17 protein-coding genes and 1 tRNA gene are annotated in these 19,483 nt (G+C 41.0%); 7 read left to right on the forward strand and 11 right to left on the reverse strand.

Annotated elements, in window-relative coordinates; translation table 11 throughout:
* Window positions 1–245 precede the first annotated feature (245 nt).
* The 4 genes from rbsK to U0R10_RS06690 are packed head-to-tail and all read left to right on the forward strand — an operon-like array spanning window position 246 to window position 4,610.
* On the forward strand, window positions 246–1,142 hold the full coding sequence (gene rbsK, locus U0R10_RS06675; protein ID WP_377983182.1) for a ribokinase: 897 nt from the start codon (window positions 246–248) through the stop codon (window positions 1,140–1,142).
* Window positions 1,139–2,083, forward strand: coding sequence for a nucleoside hydrolase (locus tag U0R10_RS06680; RefSeq protein ID WP_377983183.1), 945 nt, complete (start codon window positions 1,139–1,141; stop codon window positions 2,081–2,083). Before rbsK ends, U0R10_RS06680 begins: the two co-directional genes overlap by 4 nt.
* Window positions 2,080–3,615 (forward strand): ADP-ribosylglycohydrolase family protein, encoded by a 1,536-nt coding sequence (locus U0R10_RS06685; protein WP_377983184.1) that lies wholly within the window; start codon window positions 2,080–2,082, stop codon window positions 3,613–3,615. Before U0R10_RS06680 ends, U0R10_RS06685 begins: the two co-directional genes overlap by 4 nt.
* Before the next feature lie 2 nt (window positions 3,616–3,617).
* A complete protein-coding gene (locus tag U0R10_RS06690; protein WP_377983185.1) occupies window positions 3,618–4,610 on the forward strand; it encodes a multidrug DMT transporter permease in 993 nt (330 codons plus the stop codon).
* 249 nt (window positions 4,611–4,859) lie between these two features.
* On the opposite strand, the gene U0R10_RS06695 is transcribed toward U0R10_RS06690, so the two are convergent.
* Together U0R10_RS06695 and U0R10_RS06700 are read right to left on the reverse strand one after the other, a co-directional pair.
* On the reverse strand, window positions 4,860–7,208 hold the full coding sequence (locus U0R10_RS06695) for a glycoside hydrolase family 95 protein (RefSeq protein WP_377983186.1): 2,349 nt from the start codon (window positions 7,206–7,208) through the stop codon (window positions 4,860–4,862).
* 20 nt (window positions 7,209–7,228) lie between these two features.
* Window positions 7,229–8,134 (reverse strand): sugar phosphate isomerase/epimerase family protein, encoded by a 906-nt coding sequence (locus U0R10_RS06700; protein WP_377983187.1) that lies wholly within the window; start codon window positions 8,132–8,134, stop codon window positions 7,229–7,231.
* 153 nt (window positions 8,135–8,287) lie between these two features.
* On the opposite strand from U0R10_RS06700, the gene U0R10_RS06705 reads away from it, so the two are divergent.
* Window positions 8,288–9,286 carry a hypothetical protein gene (locus U0R10_RS06705; protein ID WP_377983188.1) on the forward strand — a complete coding sequence of 333 codons (999 nt, stop codon included), beginning with the start codon at window positions 8,288–8,290 and terminating at the stop codon, window positions 9,284–9,286.
* Between the two features lie 9 nt (window positions 9,287–9,295).
* Here the strand turns inward: U0R10_RS06705 and U0R10_RS06710 are convergent, their stop codons facing one another.
* On the reverse strand, window positions 9,296–10,909 hold the full coding sequence (locus tag U0R10_RS06710; protein ID WP_377983189.1) for an ABC transporter ATP-binding protein: 1,614 nt from the start codon (window positions 10,907–10,909) through the stop codon (window positions 9,296–9,298).
* A 90-nt stretch (window positions 10,910–10,999) separates the two neighbouring features.
* Here U0R10_RS06710 and U0R10_RS06715 point away from each other — a divergent pair, with 90 nt between their 5' ends.
* Entirely contained in the window at window positions 11,000–11,689 is a 690-nt protein-coding gene (locus tag U0R10_RS06715) for a glycosyltransferase family 2 protein (RefSeq protein WP_377983190.1), read from the forward strand.
* 3 nt (window positions 11,690–11,692) lie between these two features.
* The gene (locus tag U0R10_RS06720) at window positions 11,693–12,910 is read left to right on the forward strand and encodes a nucleotidyltransferase family protein (protein WP_377983191.1); all 1,218 of its coding nucleotides are present in this window, start codon (window positions 11,693–11,695) and stop codon (window positions 12,908–12,910) included.
* Here U0R10_RS06720 and U0R10_RS06725 read toward each other — a convergent pair.
* The 8 genes from U0R10_RS06725 to U0R10_RS06760 all read right to left on the reverse strand — a co-directional run bounded on the left by U0R10_RS06725 (window position 12,858) and on the right by U0R10_RS06760 (window position 19,479).
* Window positions 12,858–14,117, reverse strand: a complete 1,260-nt coding sequence (locus U0R10_RS06725) for a glycosyltransferase (protein ID WP_377983192.1) — start codon at window positions 14,115–14,117, stop codon at window positions 12,858–12,860. The two genes, U0R10_RS06720 and U0R10_RS06725, sit on opposite strands and share 53 nt — an antisense overlap.
* Window positions 14,104–15,021, reverse strand: a complete 918-nt coding sequence (locus U0R10_RS06730) for a glycosyltransferase family protein (RefSeq protein WP_377983193.1) — start codon at window positions 15,019–15,021, stop codon at window positions 14,104–14,106. Before U0R10_RS06730 ends, U0R10_RS06725 begins: the two co-directional genes overlap by 14 nt.
* A gap of 12 nt (window positions 15,022–15,033) precedes the next feature.
* Window positions 15,034–15,927, reverse strand: a complete 894-nt coding sequence (locus tag U0R10_RS06735) for a hypothetical protein (RefSeq protein WP_377983194.1) — start codon at window positions 15,925–15,927, stop codon at window positions 15,034–15,036.
* A 6-nt stretch (window positions 15,928–15,933) separates the two neighbouring features.
* Window positions 15,934–16,632 (reverse strand): glycosyltransferase, encoded by a 699-nt coding sequence (locus U0R10_RS06740; protein WP_377983195.1) that lies wholly within the window; start codon window positions 16,630–16,632, stop codon window positions 15,934–15,936.
* Entirely contained in the window at window positions 16,626–17,735 is a 1,110-nt protein-coding gene (locus U0R10_RS06745; RefSeq protein ID WP_377983196.1) for an SGNH/GDSL hydrolase family protein, read from the reverse strand. The genes U0R10_RS06740 and U0R10_RS06745 overlap by 7 nt, the downstream gene beginning before the upstream one ends.
* 1 nt (window position 17,736) lies before the next feature.
* Window positions 17,737–18,795, reverse strand: coding sequence for a hypothetical protein (locus tag U0R10_RS06750; RefSeq protein ID WP_377983197.1), 1,059 nt, complete (start codon window positions 18,793–18,795; stop codon window positions 17,737–17,739).
* Window positions 18,796–18,803: 8 nt separating this feature from the next.
* Window positions 18,804–19,247, reverse strand: coding sequence for a PqqD family protein (locus tag U0R10_RS06755; protein WP_377983198.1), 444 nt, complete (start codon window positions 19,245–19,247; stop codon window positions 18,804–18,806).
* Window positions 19,248–19,406: 159 nt separating this feature from the next.
* Window positions 19,407–19,479: transfer RNA gene (locus U0R10_RS06760), tRNA-Phe, on the reverse strand.
* Window positions 19,480–19,483 lie beyond the last annotated feature (4 nt).

Genomic DNA, 19,483 nt, shown 5'->3' on the forward strand with positions numbered 1-19,483 from the left:
GGGGGAAGTTGACATTTTAGACCCAACAAATTGATAATCTGCTGGTTATTGCCGGCTGATGTCCCGCGAAAACCTTACCTTTGGCAAAGCTTAAAGCTTTGCCAAAGGTGTACCCGCGCCAGCGGTATGTACGCGCCAGCGGAATTGTCCCCTGAGCATTAAGTCCGCGCTTAGAATTCCAATATTGACTAATTCGTAGAAAAAGTATAAATTGACAAGGTAATGGGTATACGCCCACTAAACCTATGTCAAAAATCATTGTGATCGGTAGCTCAAATACCGACATGGTCATCGTGTCCGACCGACTTCCGAAACCCGGAGAAACGATACTCGGCGGACAATTTCTATTAAATCCCGGAGGTAAAGGGGCCAACCAGGCCGTGGCCGCCGCCAAACTCGGTGGCGAAACCCATTTTGTATGTAAGGTGGGAAATGACGTTTTTGGTGAAATGGCGCGGAAGCAATTCATCGAAACGGGGATTCATTGTGAATTTGTACAAACGGACTTCGAAAATCCGTCGGGCGTGGCACTCATCAACGTAGACGCCCATGGCGAAAATTGCATCACGGTGGCTTCAGGGGCAAATGGAAGTTTGAGCAAGGCCGACATCGACAATGCCTCCATCCTATTTGAAAAAGAAAACATATTACTGATTCAACTGGAAATTCCGTTGGCTAGCGTTTGGTATGCCGTTGAAAAAGCAGCCAATGCAGGCATGAAAGTCATCCTCAACCCAGCGCCTGCCGCCCAAATTCCAGACCACATCTACCCGCATCTTTTCGCCATCACCCCGAACGAAACGGAAATCGAATTACTTACAGGAATTACGGTAACGCATTTGGACGACGCAAAAAAAGCTGCAAAGAAATTAATCGAAAAAGGCGTGCCACATGTCTTCATTACCTTGGGAGCCCAAGGCGCTTACTATCAATCTGCACACGATGAACTTTTCGTGCCCACCCAAGCCGTGAAAGCCGTGGATACCACAGCGGCTGGGGACTGTTTTAATGGGGCGTTGGCGGTGGCATTAAGCAAACAAAAAACCTGGTTGGACGCCATTACTTTCAGTTGCCGCGCCGCCACCTATTCCGTCATGCACGCCGGCGCACAAGCCTCCATGCCCAAGCTCAGCGACCTATGAAAAAAATAATTTGTTTGATATTCTTAAGTCTGCCCGTTTTTGGCCAAAAACCAAGCGATACCCCCAAGCAAAAAATCATTTTTGATTGTGATTTGGGCGATGACATCGACGATGCCTATGCGCTCGGATTATTGCTCACTATGCAAGACCGCTATGAGATTTTAGGCATCACCACTTGTTACGGAAGAACAGAAGATCGAGCGAACTTAGCGGCCAAATTTCTGAAAGAAACCCACCAAAACATTCCCATTTATGCCGGCAGAAATACATCGGGACAGAATAAACGGGCCAACTGGTTTGCCGAGCAATTTTACTGGTCGAAAGGATTCAATCCTGCTACACCGATAAAATCGAATGCCGCTGAATTCATTAAAAACCAACTCAACCGCTACCCGGGCGAGGTCGTTGTTTTTTCGGTTGGGCCGGTCACAAACATGTCCGATGTGATGGATTTGCAGCCGAACATCTTGAACAAGGCGAAGGCCATTTATGCGATGTTTGGCTCGTTCCGTTTGGGCTACGATGCGACAGATAAAGTTCATGCCGAATGGAACGTGGTCGTGGACATTCCGTCGGCGAAAAAATTCGTAAACTCGGGAGCGAATATTATTTATGCTGGATTAGATGTGACGGCGATGGTGAAGTTGGATACCAACAAGCGTGCGAAATTACTTCAGCGACAATCGCCTTTGACCAATGCATTAAGTGGATTATATGTGCTTTGGGGGCAGGAGACTCCTACGCTGTTTGACCCGGTGGCGATCGGGATGGAGGCGTATCCCGACTTATTTAAAACAGAAGATGTGCACATCCGCGTAGACGATCAAGGCTATACGCGACTTATTCCGAATGAAAAACCGAATGCCCGCATTGGCATTCAAATAGATCACGCGGCATTTATTGAGCGGATCATGCAAAAATATCTATACCAAAACCTATGAAAAAACTCTTCTTTCTATGTGCGGCTTTAGTCGCTTTTGGCCTACATGCTCAAACGAAAACCATCAGCAAAACCGAATTAAAGAATAAAATCAAAGGCGGTTGGGCCGGCCAAACCATCGGCGTGACCTTCGGTGGCCCCATGGAATTCCGGTATAACGGAACGATGATTAATCGTTACCAACCGATTCCTTGGTTTGATGGGTATTTAAAGAAAATGATGCTGGAAAATCCGGGGCTCTACGATGATTTATACATGGATTTGACGTTTGTGGAGGTGTTTGAGCGGGAGGGTTTGAAAGCTCCTTTGGCATCCCATGCGAAGGCGTACGCGCAGGCGGGTTATGCGCTTTGGCACGCAAATCAGGCAGGACGTTACAATATTTTGAATGGTATGATGCCGCCGGCTTCCGGGCATTGGAAAAATAATCCGCATGCAGATTGCATCGATTACCAAATTGAATGTGACTTTGCAGGGCTGATGTCACCCGGCATGCCAAATGCCGCTTCCGAAATTTCCGAGCAAATCGGACACATCATGAATTATGGAGATGGCTATTATGGCGGGGTTTATTTGGGTGCGGCATATACCTTGGCATTCGTATCAAACGACATCAATTACATCGTTTCCGAAGCGCTAAAGACGATTCCCAAACAAAGTAAATACTACCAATGCATCTCCGATGTGATCCGTTGGCATAAACAATATCCCACCGACTGGCGTCAAACGTGGTTGCAGGTTCAGAACAAATGGGCGGATGATATCGGGTGTCCGGATGGCGTTTTTGCGCCGTTCAATATCGATGCGACGGTGAATTCAGCTTATGTGGTGATAGGATTATTGTATGGTCAGGGGGATTTTGGCAAGACGGTGGAAATTGCGACGCGCTGTGGACAAGATGCGGATTGCAATCCATCATCGGCGGCGGGGATTTTAGGAACGATGCTTGGCTATGACCGCATCCCGGCTTATTGGAAATTGGGTTTGAAGGAAGCGGAAGACATAGATTTTAAATATACGTCCACGTCCTTGAATGATGTGTATGAGATTGGGTACCAACATGCCTTGAAGAATATTCTCGCGCATGGCGGTCAGGTGACGGCGGATGTGGTGGTGATCCCGTCAGCTGCGCCAAAAGCAGTGGCCTTCGAGGAGAGTTTTGCGGGGGTGTATCCTACGGAGAAAATTGGCATTAATAAGGATTTGACGAGTGAATATCGATTCTCGTTTGAGGGTAAGGGATTTGTGGTGCGGGCGGACATGGCGAAATGGGCGTCTACGGATCCGCATGCATTTGAGGTGGATGTATATGTGGATGGGAAGGTTTTTGAGCAGGTCAAATTACCGGTTAATTTCACCACGCGCCGACATGAATTGACATGGAATTACGATTTGCCGATGGGCCCGCATGAAGTGCGTTTGTTGTTGAAGAATCCAAATCCAAATTACACCTGTAAGTTGATGGATGCGATTATTTACCGCGATCAGCCCTTATTGAAGACGAATGACAAATTTTACCGTTTAACTGATTAGCTATGTTTATAATCGAGACGTATTCGACGGCGGTGTGGATGTGCCTGGTGACGATGATTTGCTGGGGATCCTGGGCAAACACGCAAAAAATGACGAGCGCGGGATGGCGCTTTGAATTGTTTTATTGGGATTACGTGGTTGGTATTTTGCTAGCTTCTATATTATTGGCTTTTACATTAGGAAGTTCTGGGGTTGAAGGTCGTGGATTTTTGGCGGATTTAGGCCAAGCGAGTTCGGAAGCTTTGCGCTCTGCGTTTGTAGGAGGGGTGGTTTTTAATGCAGCTAATATCTTATTGGTGGCCGCCATCGGAATCGCGGGGATGTCGGTGGCCTTCCCGGTGGGCATAGGTATCGCACTGGTCTTGGGCGTTTTGGTGAATTATTTAGATACGCCGGTGGGGAATGGTTGGTTGATCTTTATGGGAGTGGCCTTAATTACGGTGGCGATTATATTGAATGCGATGGCGTATCGCCAAACGGGCAGTTCGCGTGGGATGTCTACGAAGGGTTTGGTGCTTTCGGTGTTGAGTGGGTGTTTGATGGGTTTGTTTTACCGCTATGTGGCGGCGGCGATGGCGCTTGATTTTGCACACCCGTCAGCAGGCTTATTGACGCCTTACACGGCCTTAGTCTTATTCGCTTGTGGGGTTTTTGTGAGTTCATTTATTTTCAACACCGCTCAAATGCTGCGTCCGTTTTCGGGGGTGGCCTTGGGATTTGGTGATTATTTCCGTGGCTTATTCCAGGACCACTTGATCGGGATATTGGGTGGTGCAATCTGGTTTGTGGGAATGGCGATGAGTATTTTGGCTTCGGAGAAGGCTGGTGCGGCAGTGTCTTATGGCTTAGGCCAAGGGGCGACGGTGGTAGCGGCAGTCTGGGGAATCTATATTTGGAAGGAATTCAAGTTGGCACCCTCCGGCACGCAGGTACTATTGCGGGTGATGCTAGCTATGTATGTGGTCGGGTTGGGGTTGTTGATTTATGCGAAATAAGTAAGGTGGTAAATTGAAACGGCGGTGCTTTGAAGTCCCCGCAATCCCTTACCTTTGGCAATCCTCCAAGGTTTGCCAAAGGTAGATGGGAATCAGGAGTTTTTGCTCCCAAATTAAATATCAAGTACTTGATAATCTGACATTTACGCCCCGTGAAGTGCACCGAAAACCTTACCTTTGGCAAAGCTTTAAGCTTTGCCAAAGGTGTACCCGCGCCAGCGGTATTGCCCGCGGGGAGCCATTAAGCCCCTACTTCCAAACCCCATTCACCCGCACCTTCGGTTTCCCTCCACCCGGACGAGTCAATGTATACTTGACAACTTTCCCCTTCACCCATTGCATCGAAAGCGTATAGCCTCCGCGCGTTTTCAAGCCAGAGACAGAACCCGAATCCCAGGCAGCAGGCAAAGCTGGCAATAACACCACTTGGTCCGTGGTAGATTGTACGAGCATCTCAGCCACGGCAGCAGCACCACCGAAATTACCATCAATCTGGAACGGAGGGTGCGCATCGAATAAATTCGGATAGGTACCTCCACCCCGTTGGTAATTTACCTTCACTCCGTCAGGCTCTACGTATTTCAACAGCTCCCGGTACATCTTATACGCATGATCACCATCCTGCAAACGTGCCCACAGATTAATGCGCCAGCCTTTAGACCAACCGGTCGTCTCGTCTCCCTTGATCTCCAAGGTCTTCCGTGCCGCAGCTGCAATGGAAGGAGTCTCCGCAACACTCACATGGTTTCCAGGATAAAGCCCGTATAAATGACTTTGGTGACGATGTTTCGGATCTTCATCCTTCCAGTCAAAGTACCATTCTTGCAAGTTTCCAGCAACGCCAATTTGATAGGGCAACAAGCGTCCCAAGGCCTCCTGAATTTTCGAAGCAAATAATTGATCGTTTTTGAGCACTTTTTCAGCCGCCAGTACGTCTAGAAATAATTCACGAATCATGGCGATGTCAGCGGTTCCACCGTAGGAGGTTTGCCCAACATACCCCGCCGAGGTTAAAAATTTATTTTCAGGTGAGGTAGATGGCGATGTCATCAAACGACCTTTCGCATCTGGAACCATAAATGCCAAACAAAACTCCGCCGCACCCTTCATGATGGGATAGGCTTTGGTGCGTAAAAAAGGCAAATCTTGGGTGAACTGATAATGTTCCCACAGGTGCGTTGAAGCCCAGGCAGCACCCATCGGCCAATTCGCCCAGCTCGGTTCCCCATTCCCAAAATCCCCTACAGGATTCGTCATGGCCCAAATGTCCGAATTGTGGTGACACACCCAGCCCGGCATGTTATAAAATGTCTGCGCCGTCACGCGACCTGTCTTTTCTAAATTGTCCAAAAAGCCCAAAAACGACTGATGCATCTCGGGAAGGTTGGTGTTTTCGGCCAACCAGTAATTCTCCTCGGCATTGATGTTCATCGTATAATTACTGCTCCAAGGCGGTTGGATGTGTGGATTCCACAGGCCTTGCAAGTTGGCAGGTACCCCCGGCGTACGGGAACTACTGATCAACAAATACCGCCCAAACTGAAAGTACAAGGTCTCTAAATAAGGATCCTTCGCCCCCGTCGCATACCGACGCAAGCGCTCGTCCGTAGGAATATCCGTCGCCTGCGGACCACCCAAATTCAAGGAAACACGTTGGTAGAATTTTTGATAATCTGCTTTATGACGCGATTTAAGTTGCGTCAAAGGAACCTGACTTGCAGCCTCTAATTGCTTTTGGGCAATCAAATCATCGTTCAAGCCTTCTTTCGATGGGCTCTTGTCAAAGCCGTTGAAACTCGTGGCCAGGGAAACCAACACGACTGCCTCGGTACCCCCGCTGAATGAAAGCGTGGAATCGGTCCGGGTGACGGAGCCATCTGCCGACTGGATTAAGACGTCGGTCGAGAAACGCGTACCTTGATCTGGGCGAAATTGGATCGGATTGTCTTTTTTGCGGATGTAATTAGGATCCGCCCGAACCGGCGCGGTGCCATTTGCATGCAAGTGATTCACCGACGAGTGAATCGCGTATTTCAATTTAGAATCAAAGCGAATGCGGAAGGCCAAGGTACCTTTTGCCGAGCTTGTCAAATGGATGACAAAAACCTTATCGGGATGGGAAACGAAATATTCCCGTTTGATTTGATGGCCTTGGGTTTCGTAGGAAACGTGGGCGGTGGCTTGGTCTAGGCTGAGATCGCGGTAGTAATTACGCGCGTTTTCATGGTCAAAATCCAGGTACAAGGTTCCAAGAGGCGCATAGGACTCGGAGAATTTTCCTTGAATTTTCCGCACGAGTGAATCAGCGGCGCGGTAATTTTCATTTTTTAGTGCCTCGCGCACAGCAGGCAGGTGTTTATAGGCCTCCGGATTCATGCGGGTATTCATGGGTTCGCCGGACCAAAGCGTGATGTCGTTCAGGAAAATTTTATCTGTTTTTGTTCCGCCAAAAACCGTGGCTCCCTGCTTTCCATTCCCGAGAACGAGTGCTTCTTCGAAGTATTCGGCGGGTTTGGTATACCATAATTTTAGGGGCTGGGGAGTTTGTGCGTAGCCGGTCAAAGCGAGGCCAAGCAATAGAAATAATGACTTTTTCATCGAATGTAGCATAGGTTTAATTAAGCGATTAAGGCCTTCATTTTCTGGTAGCCGTTCCGTGCGACGAGCAGGGCGTCTTGCTTGTAGAGTTCTTTGTTAAATAGTTCGAGGGAGATGACTACGGGTTTCAGGAGATCCAAAATTTTCTTAATGGGTGCTTCCCCGTCGCCGACGTAAATGCGGTCCGCATCTGTGATTTGATCGGGTGCCAACGAGGTAATGTAATCATTGACGTGGAAGACCTCGACGGCGTCGTGGCCAACGGTATGGAGGCAATCGACGGAGGATCCACCTTTGTAGATGTGGAATACGTCGAGCAATAAACGCGCAGAAGGGTGGCCGGCTTCCGCGGCCACAAATAAAACATCCGCGACGCGGTTCAAATTTTTCGAATGTCCCCACATTTCGAGCTGGGGCGTAACCCCCATCGTCACACCTAGCTCCAAAATCACCCGGTAGCGTTCCGCAGCGCAGTGCAGATCAAGTCCCGCTTCTTTCGTAGCACCCATGGGTGGCGCGGCGGTTCGGGTACATCCTAGTTGGGCCAATAGATCCATTTCGCGTTTCAATTGCTCTACCCCAGCCGTGCGAACGGTATTGTCATCAACGATCCATTGCGCAAAACCGATGGCATTTTGAATACGAAGACCAAGATCGGATAAGCGTTTGCGGGCTTCTGAAATGCTCCCTCCCGATTTCAAATAGGCTTCCAACGTAGGCATCCAAATCTCACAGGAGCGAAAACCAGCTTGGGCGCATACTTCGAGTTCCCGAATGAAGCCGAGTTTTTGCCCCATAATGGTGGACATGTTGAGGGATAATTCGGGTTTAACAATACTCGCTGCGGAAACAGAAGCCACGGCCGACGTGGAAAAAGGCACGAGCGCAGCTGCTTTAAGCAGGTTGCGGCGAGAGAAATCGTTCATAGGGGAATAGGTTTGTTTGCAAGATAAAACATTTGACTTAAATGCGTATCTGGAGAAATAAAATCAATTGTAGGAATGATAAAATTTTACAAATGCCCTTACAATTTCATATCTTTTCAATCAAGAATAAAACTGAATTTTAGAAAACATACAATGGAAGAAAAATACATTTTATGTATCCCAAGAGGTTGTGGATTCAATGATGTTTTATGCCAAATTCAGGAAGCTTACAAATTTTCTCAAAAAAGTAACAGAATACTACTTATTGATACGCGGTTATCTGGTCTTGCAGACTCATTTTCGAACTATTTCGAATTACGATTTCCGAACAATAGAATTAAACTTGATTTGAGCAATGAGGACTTAAATTACTTAAGCCAACTATCATGCTTCCCAAATGAATTTGAAGGTAAAATAGACTGGATATATCATCGATTTGCAGCCATTGAATCAAAAAAAATGTATACCTGTAGGCATTTCAATTCAATTTTTACCCTGTTCAAGTTATTAAATTATGTAGCATTCAATAGGATATCTTTAAAATTTAGTTTCATCTTTAATTACCTACAGATTCGAAAAAAACCTTTTAAAATCAAATTTGAAGATTTAATAAATCATCCTGCACAATTAATTGTACATCACATGTCTGGAGGTGGCGAGCAATCCATTGAAACCTTAGGTTTGCTTTCTTTAAAGAGGGACTTAAGAAATGCTATTAATCGCAAAATCAATTATTTGGGCAACAATTACGATTCTATTCATATCCGAAATACAGACTATCAGACTGATTATAGAACATTCCTGAAAAGACTTAAACCAAAGATTTTAAATCGACGAATTTTAATATGTACGGACAATTCAGATGCCATCCAAGATGCCAAAGAAATATTAACGCAATCTGAAATAACATACATAGAAAAATATTTCTCCAATAAAACTCCAATACATTTTCAATGGAGATTAACCGAGGAAATAATTCAGTTGAACAACATAAATATGTTAGCCGATCTGATTGGTATGGCTAAGTCAAAAAATCTATTCTACCCAAATTTGATTGAAAATGCACATCATGCAAGGTTCTCGGGCTTTTCTACGTTAGCTAAAAATCTTAAATCACGGCCAGAGCTTGTAAATCAATTAATGGAAGAATAGTTCCAGCTCTTAAAGTTTCACTTGATTTTCAATTTTCGATAATAAACTACTGTTGTGACTAATAAGAATTGTAGTGATTTTCATTTGCTTAATATAAGCTAGAATTGATAATATAGATTTTTCATCTAGGTTTTTATCAGGCTCATCCAATATCAAAATTTCCGGTTTTCTAATTAAAGCTCTGGCTAAAGCCAATCTTTGTTTCTGGCCACCTGACAATTTATTTCCAGTATTGCCAATTTCCGTGTCGTATCCATTGGGTAATGAAATGATGAAATCATGAATCAAACATTTAGAGCACAGGAATTCAATTTCAGACGAATTAAATTCATTTAAACCAAAGGTCAAATTTTCAATAATCGTTCCTGCAAAAAACATAGGCTCTTGCGGAAGATAACCCACTTGCTTTCTGAATTCCGCTAAATTTAGCATTTCAATATTTTGCCCATCAATCAAAATTTGACCACTCCCTACAGGATATATCCCAAGCAACAACTTGATCAAAGTTGTTTTACCAGAACCTGATTCCCCAGAAATTCCAAAAATCTGATGCTTCTGTATTTCAAAATTAGTTTTCAACAAAATTTGTGCCTCTCCATATGAAAAACCAACTTCTTGAAATGAAATGGAATTTTGAAATCTAAAATTAGCTAGTGATGTGATTTCGATCGAATCATTACTTAATATCGCATCTAATGAATTAATCGAGTTTTGCCCTTCAACGACTACAGGAACAAATGTAATGATGGTCTTAAAATATGAGCTCGTGACGTTTAAAATGACATAAAATGAAATTAATGTGCCAAGCGATATTTGACCATTCATAACTTGGAATCCTCCAAGTAATAGCACCACAAAGCCTCCAAAAACAACTAAATTGCCTTGTATTGTATTATAGGCAGTAGCATTCCAGGCTACATTTTTGCTTGATTTTTGAACCGATTGAAGTATAAATTTCTGCTTTGAAAATTCCGCCACCTCAGCACTTGAAATTTTGATTAAATCATGAAATTTCAAAATAAATGTAACACCCGCAGAGAATTTGGCAAAGTCTTCATGAAAAACCTGTATAGATCCTTTCAACTTCTTACTTAGTCGAGCACCTACTAAATAAACAAGTGGTAGTAAAAATAAAAGCAAAATAAAAAGGCTGAAATTCATGTACAGAAGTACTCCCGACAAACCTATAATTACAATTATAGCCGGGATAAGTTGGGTCAGTAAAGCCGCAGCCATATTATCTAACCTCTCCGTATCTTGAACTATTTGACTATGAATTTTGTCAAGGTCTTCAGCCACATAAAAATGAGCATTTAAATAGATTAACTTATGAAGGAGCTTTTCTCTTAAATCTAAAATGAAATTTTTTATCAACGTTAATGATATATGCTTATTGTAAAGCACAACCATCGTATTTAGCAAAATCAAAAAAAGTGAAGATAGGACGCCAGCGAGAAGTATGTTCGTGTCAGTTTTATCATGAACGTGATCAAACAAATATTGAACAATTAGACCTATTGGTAAGAGGGTAATTGATTGTGTGATTGACAATAAAATACTTAAAGACGCGCGCCTTTTATCAAAAAAAAATAGAGACTTGAAGGTGACCAAATTCGAATCCACGATTCAGTATTAATTGTAAAACACAAATATGATTCAAAAAAACCTAAAAAGGGTTATTTTTGTCTAGCCTTGTTCCTCTAAAGAAAACCCATGTCTAACACAAAGCCGCTAATTAGTGTAATTATTCCGCTCTATAATGATGCCCCTTTTATACAAGAAGCGATCACAAGTGTTCTATCACAAAGCATCGAGAAAATTGAAGTTATTGTAATTGATGATGGTTCAACAGATAATTTTGAAGAAAAGATAAACAGCATCCATGACCCACGTATCCAATTAATCAAACAAGTAAATTCCGGTGCTGCAGAAGCAAGAAATAATGGGATAAGGAATGCTAAAGGAGAATTTATCGCATTTTTAGATGCCGATGACATGTGGGCTGCCAATAAATTAAAAAGTCAATTAGACGTCCTCACAAAACAGAGTAAGGTGCATATGGTATTCGGCCAGGTAAAAGAATTTTATGATTCTTCGATTAATGGCCATACTGATCTTCAAAAAGAAGCAAAGACTTTTGTAGGTTATAGTCCAATCACCCTTTTAATTTCCAAACGCGATTTTCTCAAAGTTGGTGATTTTCAATCAAAATGGAAAGTGGCTGAATTCATCGACTGGTACGATAGAGCAAAACATATGGGATTAACAGAGATCGTACTTCCCGATATACTGGCATTTAGAAGAATTCACGAGGGGAACTTAGATCGGTTACATAGGCCAGATGCCAAACAATATGTGGCTGTATTAAAAGAAGCATTAGATCGCAGAAGAAATCAACAGTAAATTATGGGAAAAGAATTTGCGATTGAATTAAGTCAAGATATCCCATTGGGGATATTGAAATTTAAACCCAGTAATGAGGAATTAGCGATATTGAGATTAATCTCTTGTGAAAAAGAAGAAGCAATCAAGCATTGGGAAGAGTTATGGAAACATACCGAGGACTATGAGGATTTATTGTTTTCATGTAAAGAACTCATGCCGTCAGTCGTGAATAAAATTCAGACATGTTGCCAAGATGGTGAGTGGCAACAATTTATTCCCAAAAATGCACAATTCCTAGCAGGCCTTCCTAGATATACCTGGACTAAAAATCAATATATTATCAATGAATATCAAAAGATTGCAGCCGCATTAGATCAAGAAAATATTGAATTCATCGCGCTTAAAGGGATTTGTGAAATGTTAGACGGAAGCACACTTGCCTTTATGCGCACTTCACGCGATATAGATTTATTGATTCATGAAGAAGACTGGGAGAAATGTAGGCTGATATTTGAAAATATACGGTGGACTAAATCCAAAAACTTGTCTAGTTGGTCTTATTTTAATAGCCCAATCAAACCACATGCAGAAACCTTTCAAAAAAAAGAAAGAATCTTTGATTTAGATGTGCACTTCGCTGCAATTCCAGGAGCTAAATCCGCTTCTCAAACATTTACTAAAAACCTCTGGAAGCGAAAGGTCCGAGCAAAAAAATATCCATCTTGCTTCATTCCCTCAGTAGAAGATAGATATATCATCACCGTTGCAAATGCATTCCTTTTACAAAATTGGAAAGTAGGCCATACCACAAAATATATTTTCGATATGCTATCGCTATCAAGTCAAATTGATGCTAATCAATTAAAATTAATTACAACTGATGCAGAAAGATTGGTGAAAATGGGTGATTTAATTAGACAGTCTGCTAACCTTGTCGATGAAATAAATGGAAATCCCCTCCAGCAACGAAACAAAGAATATCGAATTAATCTTTCCGTCAATCAAAATTTCTTAATTCACATTATCCGATTGTTGATAATTTTCCAGTTGATTAACTTATTGAAAAGTTTAAATCATGGTATACATGTGCTGACATACTTCTTTTCAAGAGTAATCTTGAAAATTTTAAATACACTTAAATGGTTTCTATTTTCAAATAAGAGTGATTCAAGCCAAATCAACCGACCTATAACTTATCATCCAAATCAATTTTCAATTCACTTTTTCCGCCAAAAATAACTTGTTGGTAAAGGTCCATATATAGTTGCGCGACCCTTTCTGAAGAAAAGTTCTCAATGGCATGTGTCCTACCACCTTTGCCCAACTGCTCAGCACGGCCATCTACACTCAATATCCAATGTATCCCTTCGGCAAAGTCAATTAGATCATAGGCTGGCGAAATCCAACCTGTTTTTTTATGGATTAAAATATCGGGGATACCGCCAATGTCAAAACCGATAACGGGTAATCCACAGGATTGAGCCTCCAGGGTTACTTGTGAAAATGCCTCAAATCTAGAAGGGACGACTAATAAGTCAACAGTAGAATATAATTGAATCAATATCTCATCATCCGAAATCTCTCCCAAAGAATGAATCTTATAAGGACAATCCACTAAGATTTCACCAGAATGCCCCACAACAACCAATTCAAATTCAATATCACGCCCCTGGGAAAGTATGGCTAATGCAGCTTGCAATAAATCCCAGCCTTTGTTGGTGTCGTTAATCAAATTTTGCCCTAAAAATAAGATTTGGTGTTTAGCATGATCAAAATTAAACTCCAGTCGACTTGAATGTGTATTTTGTGGTGACCATAATACATGATCGATTGGGCAGGGGATAACACTTACATCACATTGATTAAATAGAATACTTCTTTTAGCGCAATTAGCAAGCCAATGACTAGGTGCAACAATTTTAAAATTTTTATGTGCCCAATTTTCTATTTTAAGTCTAAGCGTATCCTCCGAAGAAACTTTTGTGGAGTCTTTGTAAAAATATGCATCAGGGTCATAGCTCAAATGTTCTCTCCCACTAAAAGGCCACATATCATGTAAAGTCCAAACAATTGGCTTATTTATCTTTCCAATATCAGAAATGGACAATAAATTATTTATCCAATGCAGATGGACTATAGGGGCCGGATGTTCATTTATTTCATCAACTATTCCAGCACTCACATCTCCACCGGATTCCAATACTACATTCTGATTAAGTTTCTGTTTTTGATTTGACTGCAAAAGGGCATGAATATACTTTAATTGTGCACGAGGGTCCTTGGGTTGAACTACCTGAATGCTTTCATCATCAGAGGATTTTAGCATGGTAAACATGTGACAAATAATTGGCGCTTTTTGCAACCCTAGATAAACACGCTTGGTTGCCCTTGCTGCACCACCCAATGACTCATAGGTCGCTATATGCAATACTTCAAGAACCTTCATCTGACCTTGATTGATTAATTCGTTCGCTAACTTTGGCTAACCTTCGCTCATTCATTCCACTAAAACTTACCCACTCAATCCGATCGTCTGCGGATTCATCGATGCATACTTTTGTCGGATGCATCAATGGGAATTTTATATCACTTGATTTTGCATAAATACCCCCCAAATCGACTTGTTGGGTATGCGTAGCATCTTTCCCAAACCCAACATTTGAAATCAGATTCACCTTCGAGCGAATAGAAAGACCCCGATGTAACCAGCAGGCAAACGTAAGTGCATAATCCCATGCATCCATTCCATTTTTCATTTGATCAAAAATTCGACTCCAATACGCTACTGCTTTAGGAGATGTTAGGATTTCACTTAACCAATCTGAATTTTTTAGCTCGTCCCAACTTTCCATATTCAAGTCAAACTTTGCCCACTTTTCTTTCCAAGTGGCCCAGCCCCAAACACTTGGATATTTAGAAAAATAATAACTCGTTGTGTCAAATTCATTTGGCCCATCGCTTCTGTGGCCACCTATGGTCATGATACGCACATCATCTTGATATAAATGCAACAATTCTTCACAAAAAGGGAAAAAACTAGGTTGTGGAATACAATCATCTTCTAGAATAATACAAGACTCCACTTGATCAAATACCCATTGCAAACCACTTGGAATACTCTCTCGACAACCCACATTTACTGTTGCATATCGTTTCTCAATATTGCATGGCCAATCAATTTCGTCAATAATGGCACGTGTTTGCTGACAAAGTGCAAAGTCATTTTCATTCCGCGGGCCATCAGCAATCACGAATAGACTAGTAGGCCTAATGACAGCCAAAGAATCTACTAGCTGCCGCGTGCATTCAGGTCGATTGAATATAAAAATGGCTACTGGTGTCTGAAACATAGGCCTGGATATTTACCAATATGCGCTATTATCTGTTAAAATAGATTTATTTTCAGGATGATAATTTTCCGGCATATCAATCCAATGCTGATTAATGTAACTTCTTATCCAAAATTCATCTTTATTCCACCGTCCGCCACCAACACCAAATAAAACTTGTAAATGCCCCCCTAAAGAAATTGCTATCTTACTCTGACTTTTCAAATAACTGGCTATCGGTAGACCTAACGCTCCAGCACCAATCAGTGCAATATCAAAGTCTATACTCTCAATACGGGTACAAATAGTATTAAACAGATCGATTGAGTTCTTAAAGTTCTGATGGGTTTGAATTGAATATTTATAAGAATAAGGAATCTCACAAGAGCTAATTTCGCTCACAAAAAACCACTTTTTACCTATATTATGCCATACTGACTCAAATGTATCTCTATTGGCCCTACTTTTTAACAATTCTGCGTAAGGAGAAATAATCAGCAATTTCTTTCCTTCAAAAAATGGCAAATAACAATTGGATTCATTTGCGGGAAGAGACCTATCTGGCTCGGTCAATTGATAGGGGATGAAGAGTGCATTTAAACCACTTTCGATGATAATCTTCTCCTCTTGATCCGCCTGAAAAAGACCTAGAATATCTATTTGTTGAACATGATTTGTATAAAATTGGGCAAATTCATGCAAAAAAGAAGTATCAGTTGGAAATATCCCAAACTGAAATTCACAATGATATCGTAGCATGGCCTCATAAGCCTTTAGTTGAATATTTCCCGGATTAGTCTCCTTGAATGGCAAATAGCCTAAAAGAAATTGCTCCGAAAAGCCCAGTTTCCCCATCGCGAATCCATTTTTCTGTAAAACAGAGGCGTTGATTTTTTGAATAAGTTCAACTCGTTGAATGAAATTCATATTATCTTATTCCCGTCTGGATTTCAACTTAAGATGCAACAATTTTAATAATTCACGACCATAAATATCTTCATCGACCGAATTATATGAAATATTATTTTTGTGAACTCGTTTGTTCAACACCACGTGATCTAATAAGCAAATCTCACCATTTAATTCTTTGACTTTACCAAACCAAATAATATCGCTCGCTATTTTCCATTCTGTCTCATAATAACCAATTCGATTAAAAATTTCCCTACGCCCCATAAAACATCCAGGCATATAGGCTAGATGAGATTTTTCTAATAAAGCCAACTTGAATTCAGGAGGCGGAGTTTGTGTTTTTTCAATGAAGAAATTAACATGGCCAACAGAACCTATTTTGGAAGGATCGCTTAATAAAGCATTCATGTGATTTGTCAAGGTGCTAGACTCCCATATATCGTCACTATCTAAAAAAGCGACAAACTGCCCTTTAGACATTTTTATACCTTGATTCCATGCATCAAAGAGTCCAAATCCTTGTTGTTTGATAAAAGATACGCGCGGAAATGTGCTAGCAATTGTTTGGGAATTATCGGTTGACCCCCCATCAATAATCAAAATCTCAAAATTTTGATACGTCTGATTCAAAATACTGTTGAGGGCCTCCTCGAGGTATTTCTCTGCATTCAACGTCGCAATAATGACGCTTACGATTGGCTCCTGTTTTTCGTTTACCATAATTTTGTTTTAACGGTCGGTTCTTGCGTATATGCTACCATCAAACCTATTAATTTCCAAGAACTACCTAAATGTCTATACTCATTCGCAGATCCATTTGCCCCTCTTTCTGCTCTGTCTAATCTGGATAATGAAATATTGAGATCTTGAAATTCCGCAACTGGCTCATCAAGTATAACTGCCTGAATGCGCTCCTTATGACACCATTGATCATAAGTTTGAATATTCAATGAATTCTCCTCATAAGAAACATGTAATACGCCTGATGAATCATCTGCAATGATAAAAAACCCGACTATGACCCCATCTGTCAATAAGGCTTTAAATACATATTCATTGTCTATTTGAACATACTTAATTAAGCCTCTAAATCTTGATTTAACTAGATTAAGCGATGTTTCAGAAAGCAATATTTCAGGTAAGACAATTTGTGTATATCTAAATTTACTAGAAAAATTTAAATCCGGGAGATTCCGCAAATCCGTCTTAAGGCTTAACATGGGGATGAAAGCATCCATGATTGCCTCTGCATAGATTATTGCTCCTTGTTTGGTTGTGTGCACGCCATCATAAAGAATATCTGCTTGATGGTAAACGCTATTACGTATTCCCGCACAAATTTTTTCACGCACATTAATGGATGGTATTTTATATTCAGCCAATACTTCTTCATAATCCTCAATGATTTCATCAGCTCGATTAGCTGAAGTATGGGTATTAAAAAGGTGCAGAAAACAAATTTGAGTAGATGATGCAATAAGTTTTTGAATAATACCTTCTACGGCTGGTTTTATATATTGAGGTGGCGTGGCGTACCCAATGTCAGCGACCGTACATTCAACAAAACAGATGTCGGGTTTATAACGGACTACAAAGTCATTCATTAAAAAACAAGATGCTAAAGAACCTACTCCCCCTATTCCAGCATAGATAAATTGATGATTAGGCAGGAAATAGTCGTTGATTTGACTAGCTAATTGATATGCATATCCTTCTTTTTGAGCAGTAATACTATTCCCTAAGAATGCAATTTTACAAGATCTAATATGTAAATCCACATGAAGCGCATGAAGACCTTCTCTTGGCTTAAAATAATCATTCATTTTAGCGATGAGATGGTTTCAAAGACGAAATAAAAAGAGCTAATGAATCAGCAATAAGGCTTGGGTCATTGCCCAAGTTAAACCGATAACAAGGAACTTGATGCAAAATTGATACTAATATGTGAAACATTTCATTCCCAGCATTCGGAAGTAAATTTTTTGTGGAGGAGCACATGACACTTAATGCATTTGCATAGGGTATTTTTTGAAAACCAATGGTTAATAAAGCATCCTGATGTGGAATAACAACTGCCTTAATCTCCCCTGATTGGGGAAGTTGCGCATGAAATTGATTATTAAAGAAGTAAACTTCTTTTTCGTAAAATTCCTCAAAATGACTATGAACAGATGATTTTAAGGTTGGGAATAATTTTAAATCTGAACTAAATGTTTTTCCAGAAGAATAAATTCCATAGACTTTTGGACTATTTAGCCTATTTGAAATCGCGCAAATATCATCACCAAAATAGTATAAACCTCCAGCTAGCCCTCTAAGTGCTGTTGATGATTTTCCTGCACCACTATTACCGCCAATTAATACACAACCATCGGGTGTGCCTACTGATGCAGCATGAATCATAGCAGTGTCATTCTGACGTAAAATCCAACTTAAAATTCCCCTTAAAGGACACGCAAGTTCGAAGGCAGGAATATCTAAACTAGTTGCTAAACATACGACACCACGTTTGAGATCATGATCGATAACTGTAAGCATTCGGGCATGTGTGAAAAATGCAGCCTCAAAACGGTCAGAAATAAACCCTTCGAGTTCTCCCCGAACTAGAATTTCATCGATACCGCAGGGTGATGTGGGGAATTCCATTTGAGTAGACTCACTATCCCAAATATCAATTTTATAGGACGGATGTCCTTCACTTGCATCAACTAATAGATGTTCTAAGGCAGGTATGATAACGGGCAGGAGGGCGTCACCAGCAAATCGGCATTCGATTGATAGTCCCGCAACTAAAATACATCGTTTCTCAATTGCTGAACTGAAATTGAAAACATCATCAGTTATTTTAAATACTGATTCATAAAAATAGTCTTTACCCCCCATGGTATCGATTAGGACTGGGTGTCTAAATTTTTACTAATGGGCCAGCCCGCTTTATCAACATCGTGAACAGGATCAAGAAGAAGAATTTCTTGCATGTCAGAAAATGTCTCCAAAATAGGAGAAGTATATTTAAGTAATGTGGTATTTAAAATAACCTCAATTGGCTTGCTGGTTGAATCAGATGTAATCTTAATAATTTTAAAATCAATTAGTTGATTTATAAACTGATCAATATCTACCTTCAAATCTTGCTCAGCAACTTGATATATGTTCAGTAAATCCGTAATAATTTCTGGGATTGCATACTGACAAACTAATCGAATCCAAATTTGAGTGGCAGAACCCCGTAAGCTATAATATACGCCTGATTCAAGGTTAACCAAAACCACTTCTTCGCCAAAAACATCGCTTATGATATTATTATCAAAAACGGTATACCTAGTATGACTCATAACACTTTATAATAAAAGATTGGAAATCATTTAAAACATAAATATCTCAAAAACTATCGAGAAAATCATGTATTTAGCGGTAAAACATCCTAAACAATAGGCCAAATGTAATCCACAAAAAAACCCCTACTCAAAAAGCAGGGGTTTCAAAAATTGAAGTGGTAGATCCCGGACTCGAACCGGGGACACACGGATTTTCAGTCCGATGCTCTACCAACTGAGCTAATCCACCTCAA

This window comes from Aquirufa avitistagni (assembly GCF_042715545.1).
GTDB lineage: Bacteria > Bacteroidota > Bacteroidia > Cytophagales > Spirosomataceae > Aquirufa > Aquirufa avitistagni.